Source organism: Nocardia spongicola, assembly GCF_047200775.1.
Taxonomy (GTDB): Bacteria; Actinomycetota; Actinomycetes; order Mycobacteriales; family Mycobacteriaceae; genus Nocardia.
In genome coordinates this window covers 34,955-59,120 of sequence record NZ_JBJZOO010000006.1, presented here as the reverse complement: position 1 = coordinate 59,120, position 24,166 = coordinate 34,955, and the positions used below count along the sequence as shown (strand labels likewise).

26 protein-coding genes are annotated in these 24,166 nt (G+C 64.0%); 14 read left to right on the top strand and 12 right to left on the bottom strand.

The annotated features are described in order from the left end of the window. Positions 1-13 precede the first annotated feature (13 nt). Positions 14-727: a TetR family transcriptional regulator gene (locus tag ACL02S_RS14120; protein WP_412802864.1), complete on the bottom strand. Its 714-nt coding sequence runs from the start codon at positions 725-727 to the stop codon at positions 14-16. 128 nt (positions 728-855) lie between these two features. On the opposite strand from ACL02S_RS14120, the gene ACL02S_RS14115 reads away from it, so the two are divergent. Both ACL02S_RS14115 and ACL02S_RS14110 read left to right on the top strand, forming a co-directional pair. After that, positions 856-2,358: an MFS transporter gene (locus ACL02S_RS14115; RefSeq protein WP_412802863.1), complete on the top strand. Its 1,503-nt coding sequence runs from the start codon at positions 856-858 to the stop codon at positions 2,356-2,358. A gap of 305 nt (positions 2,359-2,663) precedes the next feature. Next, the gene (locus ACL02S_RS14110; RefSeq protein ID WP_412802862.1) at positions 2,664-3,881 is read left to right on the top strand and encodes an NADP-dependent isocitrate dehydrogenase; all 1,218 of its coding nucleotides are present in this window, start codon (positions 2,664-2,666) and stop codon (positions 3,879-3,881) included. A 362-nt stretch (positions 3,882-4,243) separates the two neighbouring features. Here the strand turns inward: ACL02S_RS14110 and ACL02S_RS14105 are convergent, their stop codons facing one another. Continuing rightward, on the bottom strand, positions 4,244-4,819 hold the full coding sequence (locus tag ACL02S_RS14105; protein WP_412802861.1) for an LGFP repeat-containing protein: 576 nt from the start codon (positions 4,817-4,819) through the stop codon (positions 4,244-4,246). Positions 4,820-5,037: 218 nt separating this feature from the next. On the opposite strand from ACL02S_RS14105, the gene ACL02S_RS14100 reads away from it, so the two are divergent. The 3 genes from ACL02S_RS14100 (at position 5,038) to ACL02S_RS14090 (ending at position 6,818) form a co-directional block, all read left to right on the top strand. Then, positions 5,038-5,406, top strand: a complete 369-nt coding sequence (locus ACL02S_RS14100) for a LapA family protein (protein ID WP_412802860.1) — start codon at positions 5,038-5,040, stop codon at positions 5,404-5,406. A gap of 111 nt (positions 5,407-5,517) precedes the next feature. Then, positions 5,518-5,979: a type II toxin-antitoxin system Rv0910 family toxin gene (locus ACL02S_RS14095; protein ID WP_412802859.1), complete on the top strand. Its 462-nt coding sequence runs from the start codon at positions 5,518-5,520 to the stop codon at positions 5,977-5,979. Between the two features lie 50 nt (positions 5,980-6,029). Then, entirely contained in the window at positions 6,030-6,818 is a 789-nt protein-coding gene (locus ACL02S_RS14090; RefSeq protein ID WP_412802858.1) for an exodeoxyribonuclease III, read from the top strand. A 103-nt stretch (positions 6,819-6,921) separates the two neighbouring features. On the opposite strand, the gene ACL02S_RS14085 is transcribed toward ACL02S_RS14090, so the two are convergent. Continuing rightward, entirely contained in the window at positions 6,922-7,557 is a 636-nt protein-coding gene (locus tag ACL02S_RS14085) for a TetR/AcrR family transcriptional regulator (RefSeq protein WP_412802857.1), read from the bottom strand. Positions 7,558-7,740: 183 nt separating this feature from the next. Between ACL02S_RS14085 and ACL02S_RS14080 the strand changes: the two genes are divergently transcribed. The 4 genes from ACL02S_RS14080 to ACL02S_RS14065 all read left to right on the top strand — a co-directional run bounded on the left by ACL02S_RS14080 (position 7,741) and on the right by ACL02S_RS14065 (position 11,581). Further along, positions 7,741-8,691: an oxygenase MpaB family protein gene (locus ACL02S_RS14080; protein ID WP_412802856.1), complete on the top strand. Its 951-nt coding sequence runs from the start codon at positions 7,741-7,743 to the stop codon at positions 8,689-8,691. A gap of 22 nt (positions 8,692-8,713) precedes the next feature. Continuing rightward, positions 8,714-9,745: a tryptophan--tRNA ligase gene (trpS, locus tag ACL02S_RS14075; RefSeq protein ID WP_412802855.1), complete on the top strand. Its 1,032-nt coding sequence runs from the start codon at positions 8,714-8,716 to the stop codon at positions 9,743-9,745. A gap of 42 nt (positions 9,746-9,787) precedes the next feature. Further along, entirely contained in the window at positions 9,788-10,813 is a 1,026-nt protein-coding gene (gene yhjD / locus ACL02S_RS14070; RefSeq protein WP_412802854.1) for an inner membrane protein YhjD, read from the top strand. Positions 10,814-10,969: 156 nt separating this feature from the next. Continuing rightward, positions 10,970-11,581 (top strand): acyl-CoA-like ligand-binding transcription factor, encoded by a 612-nt coding sequence (locus ACL02S_RS14065; protein WP_412802853.1) that lies wholly within the window; start codon positions 10,970-10,972, stop codon positions 11,579-11,581. Between the two features lie 45 nt (positions 11,582-11,626). Here ACL02S_RS14065 and ACL02S_RS14060 read toward each other — a convergent pair whose 3' ends face one another. Next, positions 11,627-12,526 (bottom strand): phenylalanine 4-monooxygenase, encoded by a 900-nt coding sequence (locus ACL02S_RS14060; protein WP_412802852.1) that lies wholly within the window; start codon positions 12,524-12,526, stop codon positions 11,627-11,629. Positions 12,527-13,013: 487 nt separating this feature from the next. On the opposite strand from ACL02S_RS14060, the gene ACL02S_RS14055 reads away from it, so the two are divergent. Then, a complete protein-coding gene (locus ACL02S_RS14055; RefSeq protein ID WP_412802851.1) occupies positions 13,014-13,217 on the top strand; it encodes a type II toxin-antitoxin system VapB family antitoxin in 204 nt (67 codons plus the stop codon). Positions 13,218-13,372: 155 nt separating this feature from the next. Next, positions 13,373-14,050, top strand: coding sequence for a RadC family protein (gene radC / locus ACL02S_RS14050; RefSeq protein WP_412802850.1), 678 nt, complete (start codon positions 13,373-13,375; stop codon positions 14,048-14,050). A 97-nt stretch (positions 14,051-14,147) separates the two neighbouring features. Here the strand turns inward: radC and ACL02S_RS14045 are convergent, their stop codons facing one another. The 4 genes from ACL02S_RS14045 to sdhC are packed head-to-tail and all read right to left on the bottom strand — an operon-like array spanning position 14,148 to position 17,590. Beyond that, positions 14,148-14,927 (bottom strand): succinate dehydrogenase iron-sulfur subunit, encoded by a 780-nt coding sequence (locus ACL02S_RS14045; RefSeq protein ID WP_412802849.1) that lies wholly within the window; start codon positions 14,925-14,927, stop codon positions 14,148-14,150. Continuing rightward, positions 14,927-16,741 (bottom strand): succinate dehydrogenase flavoprotein subunit, encoded by a 1,815-nt coding sequence (gene sdhA / locus ACL02S_RS14040; protein ID WP_412802848.1) that lies wholly within the window; start codon positions 16,739-16,741, stop codon positions 14,927-14,929. The genes ACL02S_RS14045 and sdhA overlap by 1 nt, the downstream gene beginning before the upstream one ends. 16 nt (positions 16,742-16,757) lie before the next feature. Then, positions 16,758-17,189, bottom strand: coding sequence for a succinate dehydrogenase hydrophobic membrane anchor subunit (locus ACL02S_RS14035; RefSeq protein WP_412802847.1), 432 nt, complete (start codon positions 17,187-17,189; stop codon positions 16,758-16,760). Between the two features lie 2 nt (positions 17,190-17,191). Next, positions 17,192-17,590: a succinate dehydrogenase, cytochrome b556 subunit gene (gene sdhC / locus ACL02S_RS14030; protein WP_412802846.1), complete on the bottom strand. Its 399-nt coding sequence runs from the start codon at positions 17,588-17,590 to the stop codon at positions 17,192-17,194. A 277-nt stretch (positions 17,591-17,867) separates the two neighbouring features. Between sdhC and ACL02S_RS14025 the strand changes: the two genes are divergently transcribed. From ACL02S_RS14025 to ACL02S_RS14015, 3 genes are all read left to right on the top strand, one after another. Then, positions 17,868-18,299, top strand: coding sequence for a cytidine deaminase (locus ACL02S_RS14025; protein WP_412802845.1), 432 nt, complete (start codon positions 17,868-17,870; stop codon positions 18,297-18,299). Positions 18,300-18,340: 41 nt separating this feature from the next. Then, entirely contained in the window at positions 18,341-19,627 is a 1,287-nt protein-coding gene (locus ACL02S_RS14020; protein WP_412802844.1) for a thymidine phosphorylase, read from the top strand. A 168-nt stretch (positions 19,628-19,795) separates the two neighbouring features. Next, positions 19,796-20,893: an adenosine deaminase gene (locus ACL02S_RS14015; protein ID WP_412802843.1), complete on the top strand. Its 1,098-nt coding sequence runs from the start codon at positions 19,796-19,798 to the stop codon at positions 20,891-20,893. A gap of 173 nt (positions 20,894-21,066) precedes the next feature. Here ACL02S_RS14015 and ACL02S_RS14010 read toward each other — a convergent pair whose 3' ends face one another. From ACL02S_RS14010 to ACL02S_RS13995, 4 genes are read right to left on the bottom strand one after another with little or no spacing between them, the layout of a single operon-like run. Then, the gene (locus ACL02S_RS14010; protein WP_412802842.1) at positions 21,067-22,305 is read right to left on the bottom strand and encodes a SatS C-terminal domain-containing protein; all 1,239 of its coding nucleotides are present in this window, start codon (positions 22,303-22,305) and stop codon (positions 21,067-21,069) included. A 26-nt stretch (positions 22,306-22,331) separates the two neighbouring features. After that, positions 22,332-22,679 carry a YbaB/EbfC family nucleoid-associated protein gene (locus ACL02S_RS14005; RefSeq protein ID WP_412802841.1) on the bottom strand — a complete coding sequence of 116 codons (348 nt, stop codon included), beginning with the start codon at positions 22,677-22,679 and terminating at the stop codon, positions 22,332-22,334. Continuing rightward, positions 22,676-23,017, bottom strand: coding sequence for a hypothetical protein (locus ACL02S_RS14000; RefSeq protein WP_412802840.1), 342 nt, complete (start codon positions 23,015-23,017; stop codon positions 22,676-22,678). Before ACL02S_RS14000 ends, ACL02S_RS14005 begins: the two co-directional genes overlap by 4 nt. Next, positions 23,014-24,162 (bottom strand): C40 family peptidase, encoded by a 1,149-nt coding sequence (locus ACL02S_RS13995; protein WP_412802839.1) that lies wholly within the window; start codon positions 24,160-24,162, stop codon positions 23,014-23,016. The genes ACL02S_RS14000 and ACL02S_RS13995 overlap by 4 nt, the downstream gene beginning before the upstream one ends. Positions 24,163-24,166 lie beyond the last annotated feature (4 nt).

Genomic DNA, 24,166 nt, shown 5'->3' with positions numbered 1-24,166 from the left:
TCTGTCGCAGAACTCACTGGCAGGCGCTCGTTCGTGCGCTACAGCAGGCACGCACGAAAGCATCGAAGGTCTCGGTGAACGCGGTGTACTCCGCCTCGGCCGCGGTCGCGATGTCCTCGTGGAGGAACTGCGCACCGGAGTACTCCACACTGACATGGCCGATCAATTGCCAGGTCCGGAGGATGAGCTGTACCTCGCGCGCGTTCGGTTCGACGCCGAGCCGCTCGGCGAGTACGACCGCGATCACGCCGTGTTTGCCCTCGGTGTATTCGAGGCTGCGCGCGTTGACCGAAGGACTGCTGCGCACGATCCGTTGCATCTGTTGGAGGCGGCGGAACGAGAGGGGGTCCGTGCCGCTCACCTCGCCTGCCTGATCGATGACGCGCAGGAAAGCGTCGCGCAGGGCTTCCAGTTCGTTACCGGTGTGGGGGAGTTCGCGCAGGGCGGTGGCCACGGCGAGGTCGAAGTCCTCGGTTGGACCGAGGACGATGTCCTCTTTGCTGTCGAAATAGCGGTTGACGGTACGCGGTGAGATGTCCGCGACATGGGCGATCTGCTCGACGGTGGTCGCATCGAAGCCCTGCTTATCGCATAGATCGAGGGCGGCGGAGATGATGCGCGACCTGGTCTGTTGTTTCTTGCGTTCACGCAGCCCTTTGGCCGATGGGGCATTCGGAGTGCCAGTGGCCGCAGCGTCCGCACCCATCGGAGTCGAGGTCTCGAGCATGCGCCCATGCTATCGCAAACTGTCCACCTTGTGTCCTTGATAGACAAATGTCGTACTGCGACACTTTTCTCTTGACGACAAAAGTCGCACTCTGTCATTATTTCTCCGATACATCGAAGGACTAGGAGATGGCAGTGGCTCGAGTGGCGACAGCGGCGGACGTATCGCGGAAGTGGGAAGGGTCGACACGCTGGCTCGCCTTGGTTGTGCTCGCGTCGGCGCAGCTCATGGTGGTGTTGGACGGCACAATCGTGACGATCTCGCTGCCGTTCGCGCAGCGGGATCTAGACATCAGCGATGGCGACCGGCAATGGATGATCACCGCCTACACGCTGATCTTCGGTGGCCTGCTGCTACTGGGTGGCCGGTTGGCGGATTACCTGGGGCGCCGCCGGATCTTCATCATCGGCCTGATCGGCTTCGCGGCCTCTTCGGCCCTGGCCGGTCTCGCGCAGACCAGTGCGGAGATGTTCGCCGGTCGCGCCATGCAGGGCGCGTTCGCCGCGCTACTGGCGCCTGCCGCGCTCTCGCTGGTCTCGGTGACTTTCACCGAAGCGGGTGATCGGGCCACCGCCTTCGGGGTGTTCGCGGCGGTTTCCGCGGGCGGCACCGCGGTGGGGCTGATTGCGGGTGGCTTGCTCACCGAATACGCGTCGTGGCGCTGGAGTCTGCTGGTCAATACGCCGATCGCGCTGCTCGCGTTGCTCGGCACGCTGGCTTGGGTGCGCAAAGATGTGCCCGCGCCGCATACGGGTGGCTATGACGTGCCCGGCGCTGCCACGGTGACCCTCGGGCTGGTCGCCATCGTGTATGGATTCAGCCGGGCCGAGGACGACGGCTGGTCGGGCGGCGGCACCCTCGCGTTGTTGATCGCGGGGGTGATCTTGCTCGGCGTCTTCGTCGCGATCGAACGGCGTTCGTCGAATCCATTACTGCCGCTGCATATTCCGGGCGATATCAACAGGGGCGGCGCATTCCTGGTCGCATTGCTCGTCCCGATCGCCATGTTCGCGATGTTTCTGTTCCTCAGCTACTACTTCCAGATCACGCTCGGTTACTCCGCGCTGAAAGCGGGTTTGGTATTCCTGCCCTTCCCGATGGGTATCGCGGTGTCGGCGGCTGTTACCAGCGGGCTGTTACCGAAGCTCGGCCCGCGTTCGCTGATGCTGGCAGGTGCCGGGCTCGGCGCCATCGGACTGGTGTGGCTGGCTCAGCTGAGCTACGGCGACAGTTATCTCTCCGGCGTGCTGCCTCCGCTGGTGATCATCGCGTTCGGTATAGGTCCGGTGTTCATCAGCATCCAGTCCGTCGCATTGCATCGGGTGGAGGAAGGGGACTCGGGCGTCGCCTCCGCGCTGCTGAACGCGGCCCAGCAGGTGGGTGGTGCGGTAGGCACAGCGTTGTTGACCACCATCTCCGTGCAGGTCGCCGAGACCTTCACGAGGAACAACCCGACGATCGACCATATGGTCGCCCGTGCCGCGATCCACAGCTATGACGTGGCCTTCTATGCCGGTGCCTTGTTCTTCGTCATATCCATCCTGATCATCGTGCTGATGATTCGAGTCCGGCCGGAGGACCTGGCCGGAGGCGCTGAGGAGGGCTCTCCGCTTGCGCGTGCCAAGGGCTGATCGGTGTTGCGGGTTGCCGCGGGTAAGGGTGAGGTGGATCATTGCGACGACGGCGGTACTGTGACTGTTCGCCGCGACCAGGGGACGAATCGCCTGCCGATCTCCGGTCAGGGTGGTCCGTCTCATGTAGGGGGCTGCTCGTGTGATGGGAACGTCAGCAGCAGTACGCTTGTCTTGTTTGCACCACAAGTCTCGTGGACAGCGCGGGACATATACGTTGTCTGTTGGAACAGCTGGGGTCCGCTCACAAGCGTGTTCACCTGGCCGTGCAATGAGGGCACCATCCTAGGAGGACACGAAGATCCATGTCCAAGATCAAGGTTGAAGGCACTGTCGTAGAACTCGACGGTGACGAGATGACTCGGATCATCTGGCAGTTCATCAAGGACAAGTTGATCCACCCCTATCTCGACGTGAATCTGGAGTATTACGACCTCGGTATCGAGTACCGCGACAAGACCGATGATCAGGTCACTGTCGATGCCGCCGAGGCCATCAAGCGACACGGCGTCGGGGTGAAGTGCGCCACTATCACGCCGGATGAGGCGCGGGTCAAGGAATTCGGCCTGAAGAAGATGTGGCGTTCGCCCAACGGCACTATTCGTAACATCTTGGGCGGTACCATCTTCCGGGCGCCGATCATCATCTCGAATGTTCCTCGGCTGGTACCGGGGTGGACCAAGCCGATCATCATCGGCAGGCACGCCTTCGGCGACCAGTATCGTGCCACCGATTTCAAGGTGCACCAAGCGGGCACCGTCACCCTCACCTTCACCCCGGAGGACGGCAGTGAGCCGATCGTCCACGAAGTGGTGAAGGTTCCCGAGGACGGCGGTGTCGTACTCGGCATGTACAACTTCAAGAAATCCATCGAGGATTTCGCGCGGGCCTCGTTCAACTACGGTCTGCAGCAGAACTACCCGGTGTATCTCTCCACGAAGAACACCATCCTGAAGGCCTATGACGGCATGTTCAAGGACACCTTCCAGGACATCTTCGACGCCGAGTTCAAGACCCAGTTCGACGCGGCCGGCCTGACCTACGAGCATCGTCTGATCGACGATATGGTCGCCTCGTCCATGAAGTGGGAGGGCGGTTACGTCTGGGCGTGCAAGAACTACGACGGCGATGTGCAATCCGATACCGTGGCCCAGGGCTTCGGATCGCTCGGTCTGATGACCTCCGTCCTGCTGACCCCGGACGGCAAGACCTGTGAGGCCGAGGCCGCGCACGGGACCGTCACCAGGCACTTCCGTCAGCACCAGCAGGGCAAGCCGACCTCGACCAACCCCATCGCGTCGATTTTCGCCTGGACCCGTGGTTTGGAGCATCGCGGCAAGCTGGACAACACCCCTGAGGTGATCGGCTTCGCGCAGACCCTGGAGGACGTCGTCATCAAGACCGTCGAAGGCGGCCAGATGACCAAGGACCTCGCGCTGCTCGTCGGTGGGGACCAGGGCTATCTGAGCACCGAGGAGTTCCTCGGTGCGCTGGACGCCAACCTGGCTCGCGCGTTGCGCTGAGCCGGCCTGCTCCGCAGGAGCCTCGGCGCGGAACCGGTTCGTTCGACCGATTCCGGCGCTGGGGCATATCCGGCGCCGCGCTGAATGTTATCGGGCACCCGCCTCACTCTTCGGTGGAACGGGTGCCCGTACTGTTTTCCGATCTCTTCCCCGGAGGAGCGGATCGGCTTCTCCGGTTCTTTCTTGATTGCCGGACAATTTCTACGCGGTGATCCCATCATCGGCTGATGTCAGGTTTTGCCCGTAATGTGGCGATAAAACCGGTTGCCGTGGTTATGCTGTTCTGGAACGTCGCCAATGTAGTCGGCGTTCCCGCCATAGCTTGGTTCGGAGTGCTATCTCGGCCGGTGTGGCTGCCGCGCTCACCCTGTTGTGAGCTGACCGGTGGAGGAGTTCCACTCGATCCAGCCGCGTTCGAAATCCATCCGACGGCCGTCGGGAACATCGTATTCGGCTGATGCGGGGAAGCCGAGCCTGCCGTTCTCATAGCCTTGCTTGGCCCATTCGTCGAAAATGGCGCCGTAGACGGGATAGGTGCCCGCCGGGGAGAAGTAGATGTTGCCGGTCTGGAATTTGTTGAACCGGCCGACTCCATTCGGTGTGGACAACTCGCCACTGACGGGCCATTGCAGCGGTGACGAGGGGCCGCCCAGACGGTCGTACTCGTCTTCGATCGACCCGTATACCTCCCAGGCGCCGGTCTCGGGGGTCCAGTAGATGGCTCCGTGCTGGAAGTCCTGGACCCGGCCACCATCCTGATCGTATTCACCGCCGCTGCAGTCCCCGAGCGGGCCGGTGGGCCCGGAGATCTCGGCATAGCGGGTGCCGATCGCGCCGGTGGGCCAGCAGCACGATGACTCGTCCGAATCACAGGCCGCTAGCCCGAATGCCATCAAGGTCACGGCTGTAGCCAGTGGGATTGCTCGAATCGCGTTCATGGCGCGCCCTCTTCCTGAGCAGTGGTGCCCCTCGTCTTGGGATGACCCATGGGCGGGTGACTAAACATCTGGCCTGCGTGAACGCGGTCTTGTTTGCCGTGAGTACTCGCGGGCACACTGGAGGTACAGAGCTGATCCGTCGATGGCCCCGCTGCTCAGCGGGCAGATTCGTGAGCACCCCGAGCCGCGGGGCGTTGACCCGATCGAGGAGGGGCGCGATGAGCGCCGAGCAACAGCCGGTAACGGCACCGAAGAACTCCGGAAAACACCTACGCCGAGAACGCGCCGAACGGAAACGCACACCGGGTGCGTGGCGAGGCCACGCGCAGGCATGGACTGCGCGAGCGTGGCTCGAGATCGCGGTGGGAGCGGGTCTCGTGATCGTGTTGCTGATTTTCATCCTGCAGAACACCACGCAGACCGAGATCGCCTTCCTGCCGTGGAGCTTTACCATGCCGCTCGGGGTCGCGTTGTTGTTCGCGACAATCGGTGGTGTGCTGGTGATGGCCTTGGCCGGCGGTGCCCGCATCTGGCAACTACGGCATCAGCATGCCCGTGCCGCGAAACAGAACCGCGCGGCGGGTTGACCGCTCCACTGTGATCTTCGAGGTCAGGACAGAGCACCGGGAGCTATCCGCCACGCACCGACCGATAACCGCGGCCGACGCTCCGACGGCAATCGACGAGGATCGGAACATATGGCATACATCGAGGAGACCAGGGATGTAGACGCCTCTCCGGAGGAGATATGGGCTTTTGTCGCCAATCCGCGTACCTGGGACAAATGGTTCCTGATCTTGGAGAAGTTCCGGGAGGAGCCGCCCACGGTGCTGACCGAGGGGACCGAGTTGGCCGTCAAGCTGTCGGCACTCGGCATGGCGAGCGATGCGGAAATGACCGTTATCGCGATCACCGCGCCGAACACGCTGGTCGTGCACAGCATCGTGAGCGGAGTGAAGATAGATTTCGACTTCAACATCCAGCCCAGAGGTACGGGCAGCGCGATCACGGTACGGTGCGAATTCACCGGAATGATGATCAGAGGCCCGATTGCCAAGGCAGCGGCAGAAGTCAGCACTGAGCAGGTCGATCGGTCTCTTGCTCAGCTCACCGCGTTGATCTCGGAGGAAGCGTCGCCGCAGGGCGATCCGAGCCAGTGACCGGTCGATGCCGTCCGCGCGGCATCGACTCGGCACGGTACGGTCAGCGGATGCCTTGTATCTCGACGGTGAACGTGAACGGTATCCGCGCGGCCGCGAGAAAAGGCCTGCTCGCCTGGTTGGCGAGTACAACGGCCGACATTGTCTGTCTACAGGAAACCCGTGCCACCGATGAACAAGTCGGAGTCGCGTTGGCGCCCGCGCTGGAGGCGGGGTGGCAGTTGACGCACGCCGAGCCGGAATCCAAGGGGCGTTCCGGTGTCGGAATTCTGTCCAGGCAGGCGCCGCGCGCCGTGCGGATCGGTTTCGACAGTGATGAGTTCGGGGCCGCGGGTCGCTATATCGAAGCCGATTTCGATGATTTCACCGTGGCGAGTGTGTATGTGCACTCGGGCGAAGCGGGTACCACGCGCCAAGACGAGAAGTACCGCTTCCTGGCCGAATTCGGTGCCTACTTGACTAAGCGGACCGATGATCTGGTCGTGGCGGGCGACTGGAACATCGCGCATACCGAGCGTGATCTGAAGAATTGGAAGGGCAACCTGAAGTCGGCCGGGTTCCTGCCGGAGGAGCGCGCCTGGATCGATGAGTTGCTGGCCGCGGGCTACGTCGACGTGGTGCGCGGCTTGCACCCTGGGGTCGATGGCCCTTACAGCTGGTGGTCGTACCGGGGTCGCGCCTTCGACAACGACAGTGGGTGGCGGATCGATTACCATCTGGTCCTCGGTGATCTCGCCACACGTGCCGAACAGGCTCTGGTGGAACGGGCCACCGCTTACGATCAGCGCTGGTCCGACCACGCACCTGTTACGGTGCGGTACCGGCGAAGCCATTCGTGATCGCGCGGCTTGTCCACCATGGCGTGCGGTGCTCTCGTTCGAGCCGTCCATAAGGGAATGCGCAGGCCGCTGGGTGTGTCGCCGCTTCTGTGGCGCTGAGTGTTCAGCGCAGCTTGCTCGCTGAATCCTCGCCGAGCAGGACGAATACGTCGACGGTGTGTTCGATCAGTTCGTCGCGGCTGAGGTTCAGATCGCCCTGGAGCCAGGCGGTCAGCGTCTGTATCAGCCCACCGACCAGATACATGGCGCGGAAGTCGATCACCGGGTCCGGGGTAGCGGTGCCGACTCGGTAGAACTCGATGCCCTCGGTGGCCACCATCCGGGAGAATTTTCGCACTGTGCTGGTGGTGCGGGCGCGAAGCGCCGGTGTCGCCATGCTCACGATCAGCGCGACTTTGGCTTTGCGCGGATCGTCGGTGAGTACATGTACGCCCGCGGTGATGGCGGCCTGTGCGCTCGTGCGGGCATTCGGGGCGGCGGCGCGTACAGCCGCGAGGATGGCGACGGCCAGTTCCTCGGCGATCCTGTCGAGCAGTGCGGCGAGCACGGCGTCGAGGCTGTCGAAATTCTCGTAGTAGTAACGCTCGTTGAGACCGGCCAGCGCGCAGAGACCGGAGACCGTCAGTTTCGCCGAACCAGTGGTGCCGACGATTTCCAGCGCCGCTTCCAGTAAAGCCGCACGTCGCTGCGCTCGCCGTTCCGGTGCGGAGATACCCCCATAGGTCCTTTGCGCGGTCACGCTCCGATTCTGACAGTGTTCGATGTGTCGTGCCTGCGGCGGTGGGTTCGCGGCTCGGCTCGGTTCACACAGAGTGGTGTGTCGGCAGGTCAGGGTGTGATCACAATTCTGGTAGAGAGCATTGCCAGAATGGTCGATTCTGGTGGATGCTATTGCCAGATGATCCCGATCGGGGAGGCTGGAATGCCGAGAACCACTGGAACCTCCGAGCCCGGCTACTTCAGTGACCACTCGATGATTCGGCGGGTCATGCGCAAGCGTGCGGTAGGCCTCACCTATGGCCTGCGCGCCTTGGTCATCGGTGCGGTGCACCCGCTGCTCTATGTCGGCACTGCGGAGAACACCGAGCATCGGGAGACGCCCTACACCAGACTCGCGCTGACCGGCAGGTTGTTCGAGGCGGTGTTCCTCGGCAGCAAGGCCGAGGCGGATCGCGCGCTGGCGTTCACAAGGAAGAAGCACAGCACAGTACGGGGCGCACTGCCGGAGGACGCCGGGGTCCACTACCCGGCGGGCACCGGATACTCCGCGCTCGACCCGCACCTGATGTTCATGACGATGGCCTTTGCTTTCGATTCGGCCGAAGTGATGCACGACCTGCTGGTGCGCCCCCTGACCGATGGTGAACGCGAAGGTCTCTACCAGGACTACGTACGCTGGGGCGAGCTGTTCGGTATGCCTGCGGACGCCGCTCCTGGCAGTCATCGAGAGTTCCGCGCATTCTTCGACCGTTATCTCGACTCCGGCGAACTGTTCCTCACCGATGAGGCGCGGCTGGTCGGGTCCTACTTGGCCGGACAGCGTGTACCGTACGCGCCAGGTATGCCGTTACGGCAGGTCACTTCCTCGTTCTACCTGCTGGTGCAGGGCAGCTTACCGCCGCGTATCCGCCGGATGTACGGGATGCGCTGGGGAATTGTCGACGAGGCCGCCTATCTGGTGCTGGCGCGTGCGATCCGCACCGCGCATACGCCGGTTCCACTGGTGCCCGCGGTACTGCACGGAGCCCTCGCCGGCCCGAGCACACCGGTCTACACCATGCTCGCCGAACGTGAACGCGAACTGGTCGGCAGCGGGCGGCCGAGCATGCCGGGGATCGATCCGCGCAACCGGGTGCGGCGGAATCCGGCTTGAACCGCATGCGAAGATCGGTGGTATGTCCAGTCCTGTGCCCACCACGGCGGCCGAACGCACACAGCGGGTCCTGTCCGGGATTCAGCCGACCAGCTCCTCGTTTCATCTCGGGAACTATCTTGGCGCGCTGCAGTACTGGGTGACTATGCAAGATGACTACGACTCGCTGTATTTCATCCCGGACCTGCACGCGATCACCGTGCCGCAGGACCCGAAGGAACTGAGAGCGCGGACAAGGGCCGCTGCCGCGCAGCTGCTCGCGCTCGGGATCGACCCGAAGAAGTCCACCCTGTTCGTGCAGAGCCAGGTACCCGAGCATGCCGAACTGGCCTGGGTGCTCAGTTGTATCACGGGTTTCGGTGAAGCGAGCCGGATGACCCAGTTCAAGGACAAGTCGGTGAAACAGGGCGTGGAGAACGCGACCGTCGGTTTGTTCACCTATCCGGTGCTCATGGCCGCGGATATCCTGCTCTACCGGCCCCATCAGGTTCCGGTCGGTGAAGACCAACGGCAGCACCTGGAGCTGACTCGAAATCTGGCGCAGCGCTTCAATACCCGGTTCAAGAAGACGTTCGTGGTGCCGGAAGCCCATATCGTCAATGGCACCGCGAAGATCTACGACCTGCAGGATCCGACCGCGAAGATGAGCAAATCGGCCGTCACCGACGCGGGCCTGATCAACCTGCTGGACAACCCGAAGATCACCGTGAAGAAGGTGAAATCGGCGGTCACCGACACCGGGCGTGAGATCCGCTACGACACCGAGCACAAGCCTGGTATCAGTAATCTACTGGTGATCTTGAGTTCGTTGACCGCGACGCCGATCGTGGTCTTGGAGAAGGATTTCGAGGGCAAGGGCTACGGTGAGCTGAAAGTGGCTGTCGCCGACGCATTGGTCGAGTTCGTCACACCGTTACAGGCCAAGGTGCAGGAGTATTTATCGGATCAAGGCGAACTGGACCGGATTCTCGCCGCCGGAGCCGAACGGGCGCGCGAGATCGCGGGAAATACCCTCGCGCAGGTGTACGACCGGGTCGGCCTGTTGGGCCGCTGAGCGCCGTTCGCGAGTTCTGGCGTCCGAAAGGCGAATGGTGCAGTGATCGACTCTCTTGTGGCAGGGATCAAACGCCGGATTCAGGCGCGGCCCTGGCTGGATCATCTGGTCAGGGCGGCCGGACGCTACCGCGATCAACGGGGTGACCATTACGCGGCAGGCATTACGTATTTCACGGTGCTGTCGCTGTTTCCGCTGTTGATGGTTGCTTTCTCGGTCGCGGGCCTGGTGTTGTCCAGCAATCCAGAGTTGATCGATACGCTGCGGTCCAAGATCGTCGAGAACATGCCGGGCTCATTCGGCACGCAGGTGAGTGACCTGGTCGATCGGGCGATCGACTCCAGGGGGACGGTCGGTACGCTCGGGCTGCTCGTCGGGATATATACCGGGCTCGCCTGGATGAATCATCTGCGTGCCGCACTCACCGAGCAGTGGGAGCAGCGGTCCACCGAACACAACTGGCTGGTGACCAAACTCTCCGACCTGGTCGCGTTGGCCGGTCTCGGTCTCGCCTTCACGGTATCGCTCGGTTTGTCGGCGTTGGGATCGAGCACGCTCGGTACGCAACTGCTCAGAGGCCTTGGACTCATCGATTTCCCCGGTGCCGGATTACTGCTGCGGGCGGTGTCCATCCTGCTCGGGATCCTGGCCTCCTGGGCAGTGTTCGCCTGGATCATCGCCAGGCTTCCTCGGGAACCGGTCACACTGGCCAGTGCGGCCAAGGCGGCGGCGCTGGCCGCGCTGGTGTTCGAGGTATTCAAGCTCGTTGCCTCGCTCTATCTGCAAACGGTGCTGGACAGTCCAGCCGGCGCTACGTTCGGCTCGATCATCGGCCTGATGGTGTTCACCTACACCACCTACCGCATCACCCTTTTCGCCACCGCCTGGGCCGCTACTGCCGCCGAGAACGAGCCGGAGGCCGAGATTCCCCCGCCGGGCCCCGCTGTGATCGCGCCAAGGATCGGTGCCAGAGGCCTGTCGATGGGTGCGGGTGCGAGTTACTTCGGTGCAGGTATTTTCACCGCCCTTACCCTTTCGCGTCTTCGGCGGTTCTCCGGCCGTCGTTGACCGGAACTGTCCGGCCGGGTCGTATCCCGCGTATGCGTAGGTCGAGCGGCTAGGCGGTACCGCGCGCTGTGTCCGCGGACGTGGGGCCTGCGGTGGCTTTTATCCGGATGCGACACTTCGAGCCGGAGTGCGCGCTGGATGCGGCAGAATCGATGCATGTCGGTCGAGCTACCTGCGCCCGGCGCGGCGCGGGCGTTGGGTGAGCGGAAGCAGGAACGCGATCGCCAGGCGATTCGTCTGGAAGCGTTCCGGCTGTTCCGTGCGCAGGGCTACAACGAGACGACTATCGAGCAGATCGCCGCGGCGGCCGGTGTCTCGCCGAGCACCTTCTTCCGCTATTTCCGGAACAAAGAGCAGCTTGTGCTCGCCGATGATCTCGAGCCGCTGCTGATCGAGGCCCTGCGGCGGCAGCCACGCGGTATCACCCCGATGGCTGCCTTCCGCAACGCGGTGTTCGAGGTCTTCACTATGCTGCCCGCCGCTGAGCTGGGTTTCGAGCAGGAACGGCAGGCTTTGCTGTATCACGTACCGGAGTTGCGGTCGGCTATCGGCTCGGAAGTCCTCCGCAGTATCGATCTCATCGCGGGCCTGCTGGCCGAGCGCAGCGGCTGCTGCGCCGATGATTTCGAGGTTCGGGTGACGGCGGGCGCGATGGCGGGCGCCACCATGGCCATCTCGACGATGACACCGATGAACGTGGAGAACATCACCCGCACCGTGGATTTCCTGCATGCGGGCCTTCCGCTCGGGGTAGATCGTGAATCCTGAAGGTCGATCCAGATCCGAGTACCGCAGGGCCGGGCGCATCCTGGTCTACTGAGCCCTGGTGGTGCTGGAGCGCAGCAACCGATCCGGTGTGTCGTCGTCCATGGTCGCGAAGAAGCCGCCGAGCACATCTTCGATCTCGGTGATCGAGTCCGCGCAGTAGAGAATCGGCTGGTAATGCGTGATGTCGTAGTTCGCGCTGCCCATCTCGGCGATATCGAGTGGCCGGAGTTCGGCATGCCGGAACTCCTCGATCTCGCCGTAGGAGGACAGCAGACCCGCTCCGTAGCAGCGGATTTCGCCGTGCTCGCGAACGACGCCGAATTCCATCGAGAACCAGAAGACATCGGCGAGGAACTTCAGCGCGCGCTCGGTGCTCAGTCTGTCTACCGCCGCGCCGACCGCGGCGTAGATAGCGGCGAAGCGCGGGCTGGCGATCTGGTTGGCGTGTCCGATGATCTCGTGGATGGCATCCGGCTCCGGGGTGTACAGCGGTGCGGAGTGATGCCGGATGTATTGGGTCGAGTGGAAGGTCCTTGTGGCGAAGGAGCCGAAGAACTCACGCAGCGGTACCAGGCCCGCGGCAGGGACGTAGCGGAATCCGGTGAGTGGTTCCAGTGCCGCGGATACCTCGTCCAACTGTGGAATGTGATCGGTGGGCAGGGTGAGTGCCGCGGCTGCCGTGAGTATCTCCGCACTGGCGTAGGCGCGGTGTTTGCGGGTGAGCTCTGCGGAGGCGATCCGCCACACCTGCTGCTCGGCGTCGGTATAGGCGATGCGGGGCAGCGGCTTTCCCTGCGTATAGTCCAGGGCCGATGCGGCGATGGCATTGCGCCGCGCCCGATATGCCGGGTCGTGCACGCCGGGATGCTCGTCGCATAGGTGCACCGTCACGTCGCCGTCGCCGGTGCGGGTCACCGGCGAGTACAACTGGGCCTCGGTGAACATACCTCGATGCAAGCATCGCTGACCGCTGTCGACAACAAAAGCCCGTCAAACTGGGCAAAATGTCTAGCTGGATGGGGTTGTCCGGTGGATTCCGCTACCGAATGGCGTGTGTGGTCGGCCGATCGGTGCCCGCCGTGCGGTGAATGCGTCACCGCGTGCCCCTTGCCGCGCCCGATCGGCCATGTGTGCGCTGGTGTGTTCGGCGCGAATGCCCTCGCGAGAGCGAAAAGGAGAGTGGTCAAGAACGGAATGCAGTGTCGCCATCGCCGTCGTGCATCAGGTAGCCGGTGGATGGTGCGCGCTATGGTGCCAGGTATGGCGCGACTGGTGTCCAGCGCCTACGACGTGATCGCAGACCGCGGTGTGCCTGTACCCCATGGCGATAACTATACCCATGTAGGGTATACGCCGGGCGAGTCGAGTTCGCGATTTGCCAGACATGAGCGGGCATCATGACGCAAGATGGCGAAAGTACGAAGGAGGGCGCATGAAATACGTGCGGATCGATCTCGACCAAGAATTGCTCGCCGCGGCTGCCACCATCATGGGCACTTCGACGAGTGCCGCCACCATCAACGAAGCCCTGCGTCGAATCGTCGTGCACGAGCGCCAGTTGCACCACCTGGAGAAGCTTGCCTCGGATATCTTGTTCGCTGTGCCGGAGCCGGAGGTGGTCGGCGTCGATCGATAGCGAGGGCGTCCGGCTATAGGGCAGGCGCTCCCGCTGTCTCGATGGTTCTTGGCCCGGCGCCACATACGTCGGTAGCAGGCTCGTCCGTTGGGATGTGGTGTCGGTGTCTGCTGGCACAATCCGGGAAACTGTTGGCGTGACCGAGGGGTGGAGTCATGGCGGTCTCCCTAGTCGATGTGCCTGCCGCGCAGCGGCCGCGTGAACGTCTGTTGGCGCTCGGGCCGCAGGCGCTCAGCGACGCGGAGTTGCTCGCATTGTTGTTGCGGCATGGCAGGCGCGGTGCGAGTGCGCTCGATCTGGCGGTGGAATTGCTGGTCGAGCACGGTGGACTGGCCGGGCTGGCGGCGGTGCGCCCGGAGGAGCTGTCGCGGCGGGCCGGGATCGGGGTGGCGAAGGCCACTACGATCATCGCCGCATTCCATATCGGTGTGCGGGCGCGTGGCGGGCCGGATACGGCGATCCGGCTGACCAGTGCCTCCGCCGTGGCCGCCGCCGCTCGCGCGCAGTTCGCAGGGGCTCGGGTGGAACGGTTGCTGGTGCTGATATGCGATACCCAGAATCGGTTACGCAGGCAGGTGTTCGTCGCGCAAGGCGCTGTCGATCAGGTCGCGGTCCCGGTCAGGGAGATTCTCAATACCGTATTGCGCCATGACGGCCGTGGCTTCGCCGTCGTGCACAATCACCCTTCCGGCGATCCGACCCCGAGCGCCGATGATCGTCGCGCGACCACCATCCTCGCCGAAGCAGCTCATATCGTCGGACTCCGCTTCCTCGATCACATAGTGATCGCGGGAGAGAAGTGGGCCAGCGCCCCCGCTCATCCGATGCCCTGACCGATGCGCGGCGGTGCTGCCTGCCTCGATACTACGGTGAAGGCCGCCTTCCCCCATCCAGGGAGAAGGCGGCCTTCGGTGCGGCTGAGCCGGGTGGTCAGCGAGTGAAGAGCAGGGCTCGCTTGACCTCTTGGATGGCCTTGGTGACCTCGATACCGCGTGGGCAGGCATCGGTGCAGTTGAAGGTGGTACGGCAGCGCCAGACGCCTTCGACGTCGTTGAGGATGTCGAGGCGTTCGCGAGCACCTTCGTCGCGGCTGTCGAAGATGAAGCGGTGCGCGTTCACGATCGCCGCAGGGCCGAAGTAGCTGCCGTCGCTCCAGTACACCGGGCAGGAGGTGGTGCAGCAGGCACACAGGATGCACTTGGTGGTGTCGTCGAACCGGGCGCGGTCGGCCTGGCTCTGGATGCGTTCCCTTGTCGGCTCGTTACCCGAGGTGATCAGGTAGGGCTTCACGGCGCGGAAGGCGTCGAAGAACGGCTCCATATCGACCACGAGGTCCTTCTCCACCGGCAGGCCGCGGATCGGCTCGACCGTGACGGTGAAGGACTTGCCGTCCTTGGGCAGCATGTCCTTCATCAGCACCTTGCAGGCCAGCCTGTTGACGCCGTTGATGCGCATGGCGTCGGAACCGCAGACGCCGTGCGCGCAGGAGCGGCGGAAGGTGAGCGTGCCATCCAAATAGGACTTGATGTAGATCAGCACGTTCAGGAACCGGTCGGTCGGCAGTACCGGCACTTGGAAGGACTCCCAGTGCGCGCCCTCCGTGTTCTCGGGGTTGAACCTGGCCACCTTGACGGTGATCATCACCGAGCCCTCGGGGACCGGAGCCGGCTTCGCGCCAGGCGCTGCTTGGTTCTCGATAACAGCGGTCATCAGTACTTACGCTCCATCGGCTCGTAACGGGTCTGCACCACGGGCTTGAAGTCCAAGTGGATCTCGGCGAGGAGGTCGGCCGGAGCGCCTGCTTCGACCTGCTTGTAGGCCATGGTGTGCCGCATGAAGTTCACGTCGTCACGGTCGGGATAATCCTCGCGGGCGTGGCCGCCGCGGGATTCCTTACGGTTGAGCGCACCGACCACGGTGACCTCGGCCAGCTCCAGCAGGAAGCCGAGCTCGACGGCTTCGAGCAGATCGCTGTTGTAGCGCTTGCCCTTGTCCTGCACTGTGATCCGCGCGTAGCGCTCCTTGAGCGCGTGGATATCGGTGAGGGCCTGCTTGAGCGTGTCCTCGGTACGGAATACCGAGGCGTTATTGTCCATCGAGCGCTGCAGTTCGGTACGGATATCGGCGACCCGCTCGTCGCCGTGCTCGCTCAGCAGCTGGACCAGCCAATCCTGCACCATCTGCGCCGGGTTCTCCGGCATGTCCACGAACTCGGCACGCTGCGCGTATTCCGCGGCGGCGATACCGGCGCGGCGACCGAACACGTTGATGTCGAGCAGTGAGTTGGTGCCGAGACGGTTGGCGCCGTGTACCGACACGCAGGCGCATTCACCCGCGGCGTAGAGCCCGGGGACGATATCGGTGTTGTTGCGCAGCACCTCACCCTGGATGCGGGTCGGGATACCGCCCATCACGTAGTGGCAGGTAGGGAATACCGGCACCAATTCCTTCACCGGATCCACGCCGAGGTAGGTGCGGGAGAACTCGGTGATATCGGGAAGTTTCTCCTCGAGCACGTCTTCGCCGAGGTGGGTCACGTCGATGTAGACGTAGTCCTTGTTCGGCCCTGCGCCCCGGCCCTCCAGCACCTCGAGCACCATCGAGCGGGCGACGATATCGCGCGGGGCGAGGTCTTTGATGGTGGGGGCGTAGCGCTCCATGAAGCGTTCGCCGTCGGCATTGCGCAGGATGCCGCCCTCGCCACGGACCGCCTCGGAGATCAGGATGCCGAGACCGGCCAGACCTGTCGGGTGGAACTGGTGGAACTCCATATCCTCCAGCGGCAGACCCTTGCGGAACACGATCGCCATCCCGTCGCCGGTCAGGGTGTGCGCGTTCGAGGTGGTCTTGTACATCCGGCCCGAGCCGCCGGTGGCGAACACGATCGACTTGGCGTGGAAGACGTGCAGCTCGCCGGTGGACAGCTCATAGGCGACCACACCGGTCGCGACCGGGCCGCGGTCGCTGTCGGTGAGCACCAGATCCAGCACGTAGAACTCGTTGAAGAACTCCACATCGTGCTTGACGCAGTTCTGGTACAGCGTCTGCAGGATCATGTGGCCGGTGCGGTCGGCGGCGTAGCAGGCGCGGCGGACCGGGGCCTTGCCGTGGTCGCGGGTATGGCCACCGAAGCGGCGCTGGTCGATCTTGCCCTCGGGGGTGCGGTTGAACGGCAGCCCCATCTTCTCCAGATCGAGTACCGCGTCGATGGCCTCCTTGGCCATGATCTCCGCGGCATCCTGATCGACCAGGTAGTCACCACCCTTGACGGTGTCGAAGGTGTGCCATTCCCAGTTGTCCTCTTCGACATTGGCCAGGGCCGCGCACATACCGCCCTGGGCGGCGCCGGTGTGGCTGCGGGTCGGGTACAGCTTGGTCAGCACCGCCGTCCGTGCCCGCGGGCCTGCCTCGATCGCGGCACGCATGCCCGCGCCGCCCGCGCCGACGATCACGACGTCGTAGCGATGCTCCTGGACCGGACGAGATCCGCCGGTCCCGTTGATTGGTTCGCTGCGCTCACTCATGCGAGGGGGCCTGTTCCTAACTGATGTTGGGGTCGAAGGTGAAGATGACGTAGGTGCCAACGCTCATGACCAGGATCATCGAGACGGCCAGCAGGGTGTTCAGCCAGAACCGGGTCGAATCCTTGCGGGCGTAGTCCGCGATCACGGTGCGCACCCCGTTGCCGCCGTGCAGCTGCGCCAGCCACAGCATGCTCAGGTCCCAGAACTGCCAGAACGGGCTGGACCAGCGACCGGCGACGAAGGCGAAGTTGACCCGCTTCACGCCGCCGTCGAGCAGCAGCATGATCGCCATATGTCCGAGGACGAGCACGATCAGCAGCAGGCCGGAGAATCGCATGAACAGCCAGGCGTACTTCTCGAAGTTGTTGTTCGAGCGGGCGCGGGGCGAGCGGGGCAGATCCAGGCTCGCCGGGCGGTCGTAGGACTTGCCGAGAACAGGTGCGCTCATGATCAGTGCTCCGTGAACAGGTAGAAGAACATGCGTCCGATTGCGGGAATACCGAGCAGGGCGCAGGCCGCGAGAACGATCCAGAGCATCAGGCGCTGGTACTTGGGCCCCTTGGCCCAGAAATCCACCAGGATCACGCGGACACCGTTGAATGCGTGGTACAGCACGGCGGCGACCAAGGCCATTTCCATCAACGCGACGATGGGGGTCTTGTAGGTCTCGATCGTCGCGTCGTAGGCCTCCGGGCTCACCCGGACCAGTGCGGTGTCCAGTACGTGGACGAAGAGGAAGAAGAAGATGGTGACGCCGGTGATCCGATGCAGCGCCCACGACCACATTCCGGGGTCGCCTCGGTACAGTGTCCTCCGCTTCGGCTGGGCCGGAGCTTCAATCGTGGTCATAGAGTACGGTGCCTCCAACGTCGTTGATGGACCCGGTTGCAGGTCCGACGCCGGCTGCAGTGGGGGGCTGAATGCCCAGGTGGCTGTCCTCCGACCCATCGCAGGGAACCTGAACCGATCTGTTGTGGACTCTAATCCTCTTGCATTCTCGGAACTAATTCGGTGTGCCGCGCGTTGCACGGCAAACGATTGAGTTAGGTTTACCTTCCTCTGTGTGTGCGAGGTTTCCTCGCGGTCCTCGCGCGGCTGTGTTCGGCTCGACCGGAAAGAGCTTCCTATGCTGGATATCGACTGGAAAATATTGCGCGACAATGCCATTGGAGTTATGCAGAATGCCTATGCGCCGTACTCGCAGTTTCCGGTCGGCGCCGCGGCTCTCAGTGCTCATGGACGAATTGTGATCGGCTGCAATGTGGAAAATGTCTCATATGGATTAGGCCTGTGTGCCGAATGTGTACTCGTCGGTAACTTGATTTCGGGGGGTGGCGGACGACTGTTGGCCATCTCGGTGGTGGATTCTCGCGGAGAAATCCTGATGCCGTGTGGACGGTGCCGACAATTGCTCCACGAGCACGGTGGTGACGAACTCTTGGTCGACAGCAAGGCCGGAGCGGCGCCACTGCGGATGCTGCTTCCGGATGCCTTCGGCCCCGCGGACCTGGACGCTGGGCATATGCCCGATCTGGTCAGGGGGGTCAGCCCGCAGTGAGGTAGGCGGCACCGGAGCGAGCGCATGCCAGACTGGCGAATGTGACAGCACTCGACGCGGTTTCGATCATTACGGCCAAGCGCGACGGCGGGGAACTGTCCGATGCGCAGATCCACTGGGTGGTGGACGGGTTCACCCGAGGAACGGTGGCCGATGAGCAGATGTCCGCGCTGGCCATGGCAATCGTATGGCGCGGGATGACTCGGCGGGAGATAGCCGCGTGGACCGCCGCGATGATCGATTCCGGGCAGCGTATGGACCTCACGGGTCTGCCACGGCCGACTGTGGACAAGCATTCGACCGGCGGGGTGGGGGACAAGATCACCTTGCCCTTGGCCCCCGTGGTCGCCGCTTGCGGGGCCACCGTACCGCAATTGTCCGGACGCGGGCTCGGCCACACCGGCGGAACTCTGGACAAACTGGAATCCATCCCCGGGTGGCGAGCCGATGTGCCGGTATCGCGGATGCGCGACATCCTGGCGGATCCACGGCTCGGTGCGGTGGTGTGTGCGGCGGGGGCTGACCTCGCGCCCGCCGACCGGCGTCTGTACGCCTTGCGCGATGTCACCGGCACGGTCGAATCGATCCCGCTGATCGCCAGCTCGATCATGAGCAAGAAGATCGCGGAGGGCACCGCGGCGCTGCTGCTCGATGTCAAGGTCGGCTCCGGCGCCTTTATGAAGACGCTCGACGAGGCACGTGAATTGGCTACGGCCATGGTCGAGCTCGGTACCGATGCGGGTGTGCGGACAGTGGCACTGCTCACCGCCATGGACACCCCGCTCGGCCGCACCGCGGGCAATGCCATGGAAGTCGCGGAATCGGTGGAGGTACTCGCCGGAGGTGGACCGGCTGATGTGGTGGAGCTGACCCTCACCCTGGCCAGGGAGATGGTTGCCCTGGCCGGACTCGATACCGATCCCGCCGATGTGCTGGCGGACGGCCGGGCGATGGACCGCTGGCGCGCGATGGTCCGTGCCCAAGGAGGCGACCCGGAGGCGGCCCTGCCTGCCGCGAAACACACCGAGACCGTACTTGCTACCACCGACGGTGTGCTGAGCAGGCTCGACGCGTACGGCGTCGGTATCGCCGCCTGGCGCCTCGGTGCGGGCCGCGCACGCCAAGGCGATCCGGTACAGCTCGGTGCGGGCGTCGTTATGCATGCCAAGCCGGGCGACGCTGTCACCGCGGGACAGCCGCTGCTCACCATGCATACCGATACCCCGGAAGCATTCGCGGGTGCGGCGGCGGCACTGGATGATGCCGTCACCATCGCGCCGACGACGGCTGAGCCCATCCCGCTGATACTCGGTCGCGTCGGGTGTTGATCCGGCGCACGGGTATGCGGTATCGAGTCGCTGCCATGCCGACCGGCCGGAAGTAGCGGGCTCGGTTCGGTGGTCCATTCTGGTCCGGTCGGCATTCATCCGGCAACGAGATGGTCGCCACGCCCCGAGTCGGCTGCCGATCCGGCGTGCTACGGCTACCGTCGATACATGACTGGACCGATGCCACTGACCCTCGCCTCGATCCGCCAAGCGCCGAAAGCGCTGCTGCACGACCACCTCGATGGTGGCCTGCGGCCCGCTACGGTGCTAGAGCTGGCCGCACACAGCGGCTATGACGATCTGCCTGCTTCCGATGAGGCGTCACTAGCGGCCTGGTTCCGTGACGCGGCCGACAGCGGATCGCTGGAACGGTATCTGGAGACCTTCGTCCACACCGTCGCCGTGATGCAGACACCGGAGGGCCTGCGCCGAGTCGCCCGCGAATGCGTCGAGGATCTCGCTGCCGACGGTGTGGTGTACGCGGAGGTCCGTTTCGCCCCCGAACAACACTTGGAACAGGGCCTCACCCTGGATGAAGTGGTCGAACACACTCTCGCCGGTTTCCGCGATGGTGAGGCCGCGGTCGCCGGACAGGGGCACACCATCGTGGTGACCTGTCTGCTCATCGCGATGCGGCATGCGGCGCGGTCAAGGGAAATCGCCGAGCTGGCGGTGCGTTTCCGCGATCGTGGTGTCGGCGGCTTCGATATCGCGGGCGCGGAGGCTGGCTTTCCGCCGAGCAGGCATCTGGACGCGTTCGAGTACATGCGCGCCAATAGCGCGCATTTCACGATCCACGCGGGTGAGGCGTTCGGCTTGCCGTCCATCCACGAAGCACTCGCGTTCTGCGGTTGCGACCGGCTGGGGCACGGCGTACGGATCACCGACGACATCAGTGTGCCCGGCGCGATCGAGGACGCGCAGCTCGGACTGGTTGCCAGCTACGTGCGGGATATGCGCATCCCGCTGGAACTGTGCCCCTCCTCGAACGTCCAGACCGGCACCGTGCCCTCCCTGGACAAACATCCCTTCGATCTGTTGGCCAGGCTGCGTTTCCGCGTGACGGTCAATACCGATAACAGGCTGATGAGCGACACCAGTATGAGCAAGGAGATGCTCAAGCTGGTCGAGACGTTCGACTACGGCTGGAGTGATCTGGAACGGTTCACCATCAATGCCATGAAATCGGCGTTCATCCCGTTCCCGCAGCGACTGCGGATCATCGACGACATCATCAAGCCCGGATACGCGGTGCTGATCGGCTGACATACGCATACAACGAGATTCGGATATGCCGGGTAGACGTATGTCGACGTAATCGGCCATATGGTGCCCGACCGGCCGTCGTGAGACGGCGCTGTGCGCACCGGTGCTCGGCCCGATCCGGGGTCGGGCACCGGTGCGCTAGGGTGATCGGCCATGGCGATTGCTCATCGCGGCTACTGCTTGTCGAATCGGGATTCCAGATCGCGTTCCAGCTCGCGCCATGCCTGTGCCTCTGCGGTGAACGGCGGATTGGGCGCCAACCGGGTGGGATCGGGATTCAACAGGTAGGAGATGTACCAGCCCAGCGGGGTGGACTGGGCCAGCGCCTGTTCGACAGTGTCGCTGTCGGCGTAGTCGGCGGCATCGGTGAACAGTTCGACCGCGAGGTCGAGTTGTTCGATGTCGACGGCCTCCGGTCCTTCCGCCAGATCTTCGGCAAGGCCGGGTAGCACGTAGACGTTCTCATCGGTGACTTCGACCTCCAGCGAACCGTCCACTGCCGCGGTCTGCACGTCGGTGAAAGTGCTCACTCGGGCCAGATCGTGTTCGTGATCATCGGCGAGGTAGCGAGCCAGCGCCCGCTCGGAGGAGAACACCGTGATCGAACTGTCGGTGCCGAGGAAGATCGGTTCGTCGTCGAGATAGCAGCGCAGGGTGAAGAAATTGCCCTGCGAGGTGACGATTTTGACCGGGTCGATGCCGACCTCATGCCAGAACGATTCGTCCTCGTCTTCCTCGTCGAGGTCGACCGGCTCGAACTCCTCGTCTTCATCGCTGTCGGCCGCGTCGTCCGCATCGACGATGTTCTCCTCCGCGGCCAGTATTTCGGCCTCGGCGACCGCGACCGCCTCGGCATCGACCTCTGGTGTCTGGATGGCGGAGTCGATGGCATCGAGGACGTCGTCCCACCCTTTGGCGATGGCCGCGCCGATCTGGTCCCACAGTTCCTCGCCGTCTCGTCCGACGAACGCGCTCACCCCGCCGGGCAGGGCGCCGAGCACCGGATGCGAACCGAAGAACTTGGTCACCGTCTCCAGCTCACAGACCTCGCCGAGGTTGCGCACCATGTCGAGGGTGTCTTCCAACTCGGCGACAACGTCTACGTCCGGTTCACCCGCGGCCAGCTCAGGTACCGCGACCAAATCGAAGGTGAAATTCTCCTCCGGCTCCAGCTCGGCCGCGGAGAGCCCGACGACTACTTTCCACGCCGGATGGTCGACGAGGTCGTTATCGGAGTCGGTCCGGATGAAAGCGGCCAGTTCCGCGACGGACTCGAAGCCGTAGAGGGCATCCTCGTGTCCGAGGAATGCCTCCCACTCATCATCACCGTCGCGCCAGCGCGGTGCCCACAGGGTGACGAGATCGCCGTCGGTCAGGCCGAGCTCGATCGGGACGATGTCTCCAGAAGCCATGAGCGGTAGCCTATCGACCTTCCTCGTCAGGCACTATCCGGCCCGCCCCCATGCCGGTCCGCCGGAGGATCGGCGGGAGAAGTAAACGACTCGTTCAGTGTCGCAACGACCTTGGATCGTTGCGCACCCGCATTCTCGGCCGCCTGCCCACAAGCCCAGATGATCAACTGTCCGACTTCTGCGGGTGGTCTGGTGCTGACCGATTCCGCCAAGGTCAGGCCTACCAGTGCGCCGTCACTGTTCACCTCGACACGCACCGAGCCGTCCTCGGTGGTGAATTGCCCGCGTACCTGCTTCAACCCGTACAGCGCTGCTTCCAGCGCCTCCAGCTTCTGGGTCGCCGATGCGACCAGAGCGTCCATCTCCGCACTCATAACGGTCTCATCCAGCTTGTCGGTCCGGTGTCCGCGTCATCGATCCGGTCCAGTTCGTCCACCGCCTGTTGCCGGGTGGGTAACCCGAGCTGGTCCAGGGTATCCGAGGACATGCCTGCTTCGGCGAGTAGTTCGCGGCGCCGGGCCCTGGCCGCGATGGCGGAGCGCTGGGTGAGTCGCAGGATCTCATTGGCGAGCGACTGCGCACCGTAGCGGTATTCGCTGCGTTCGAAGGTGATCTCCACCGGCATGCCCTGATCGGTCGCGCGCACCGAGACAGTGCCCGACCGGTTGCTGCTGCTGGCCACCGTGACATTGGGTATCTGAGGTTGATTCATGCTGTCGGCCTGTAGAAACCGTAGAAGTCCATGCCTGAGTTCTCCGTTCGAATCGAACTGATCTGGACTGGGTCACCCGCTTCGACCAACTGTCCGTTCCCGATCACCATGGCCACATGACCATCCCAGATCGCGAGATCACCGGGCATCAGGTCGCCGGGGGACACCGTCGCGGCCCCGGTGCCCTGCTCGGCCGCGAGCCGGGGCAGATCGACACCGGCTTCGCCATAGGCGTACTTGGTGAGCCCACTACAGTCCAGCCCGGCGCCAGGGCTGTTTCCACCCCATACATAAGGGGTGCCGAGAGCGCCGAGCGCCGAACGGACCGCGGTGGCGGCCTGCTCGTTCGGGGCCTCGACGACACTGCCATCGGGCAGCGTGAGCCGTACGCCATCGCCATCGTCATCGGCGGGCATATCCGATGAGCCGGTGCCCGGCATAGGGGTGGTCGATGGGCCGGGCATCTCACCGGGACCGTACAGGGCCTGCGGTTGTGGTTGCGGTGCGGTCAGCGCGCTGCTCAGCATCTGGCCGACGCCGTCGAGCGCGCTCGCACCGGCGGACATCACCTGCTGCATACCGGGGCCGGGCATATCGAGGCCGGGCACGTTGAGACCGGGTACCCCGGCGAGTGATGGAGTAGGCGGCGGTGGGATCAGCTCGCTCATCGACGCGGTGCAGGTGCGCAGCTCGTTCTGCACCCGGCCGACCACCGCGAGTGCCCGGCCGAGGTGGTCGATCGCCGAACCGACCAGCACAGCCAGCCCCTGCGGCGTCGTCAAAGCCGGCCCCATGCTCGCCGCGGTGTGCAGGAACGACTGCGCGATAGCGGTGAGCTCCCGCTGCCCGGCCTCGACCTCGGCCGCCGCCCGGCCGACCACCACGGCCATTTCGTTACCACGATCGGAGATGGTGGCCGCGGAGGTCTGTACGCGCAGTGCTTTGGCAGTGGCGGCATCCGCGGCTCGGCCGTCCCACGCGGTGTTCATCGCGTTGATGCTGTCGCGACCCTGTTGCTGGATCTGATCGATCACAGCCGAGGTGCTGCGCAGCGCATCGGCCGGACCACCGGCGGGCAGCACTCCGGTGCCGAAGCAGGTGAGCAGGTCCAGGAGCGGTCTGGCCAGCGCGTTGATATCGATCACGGCT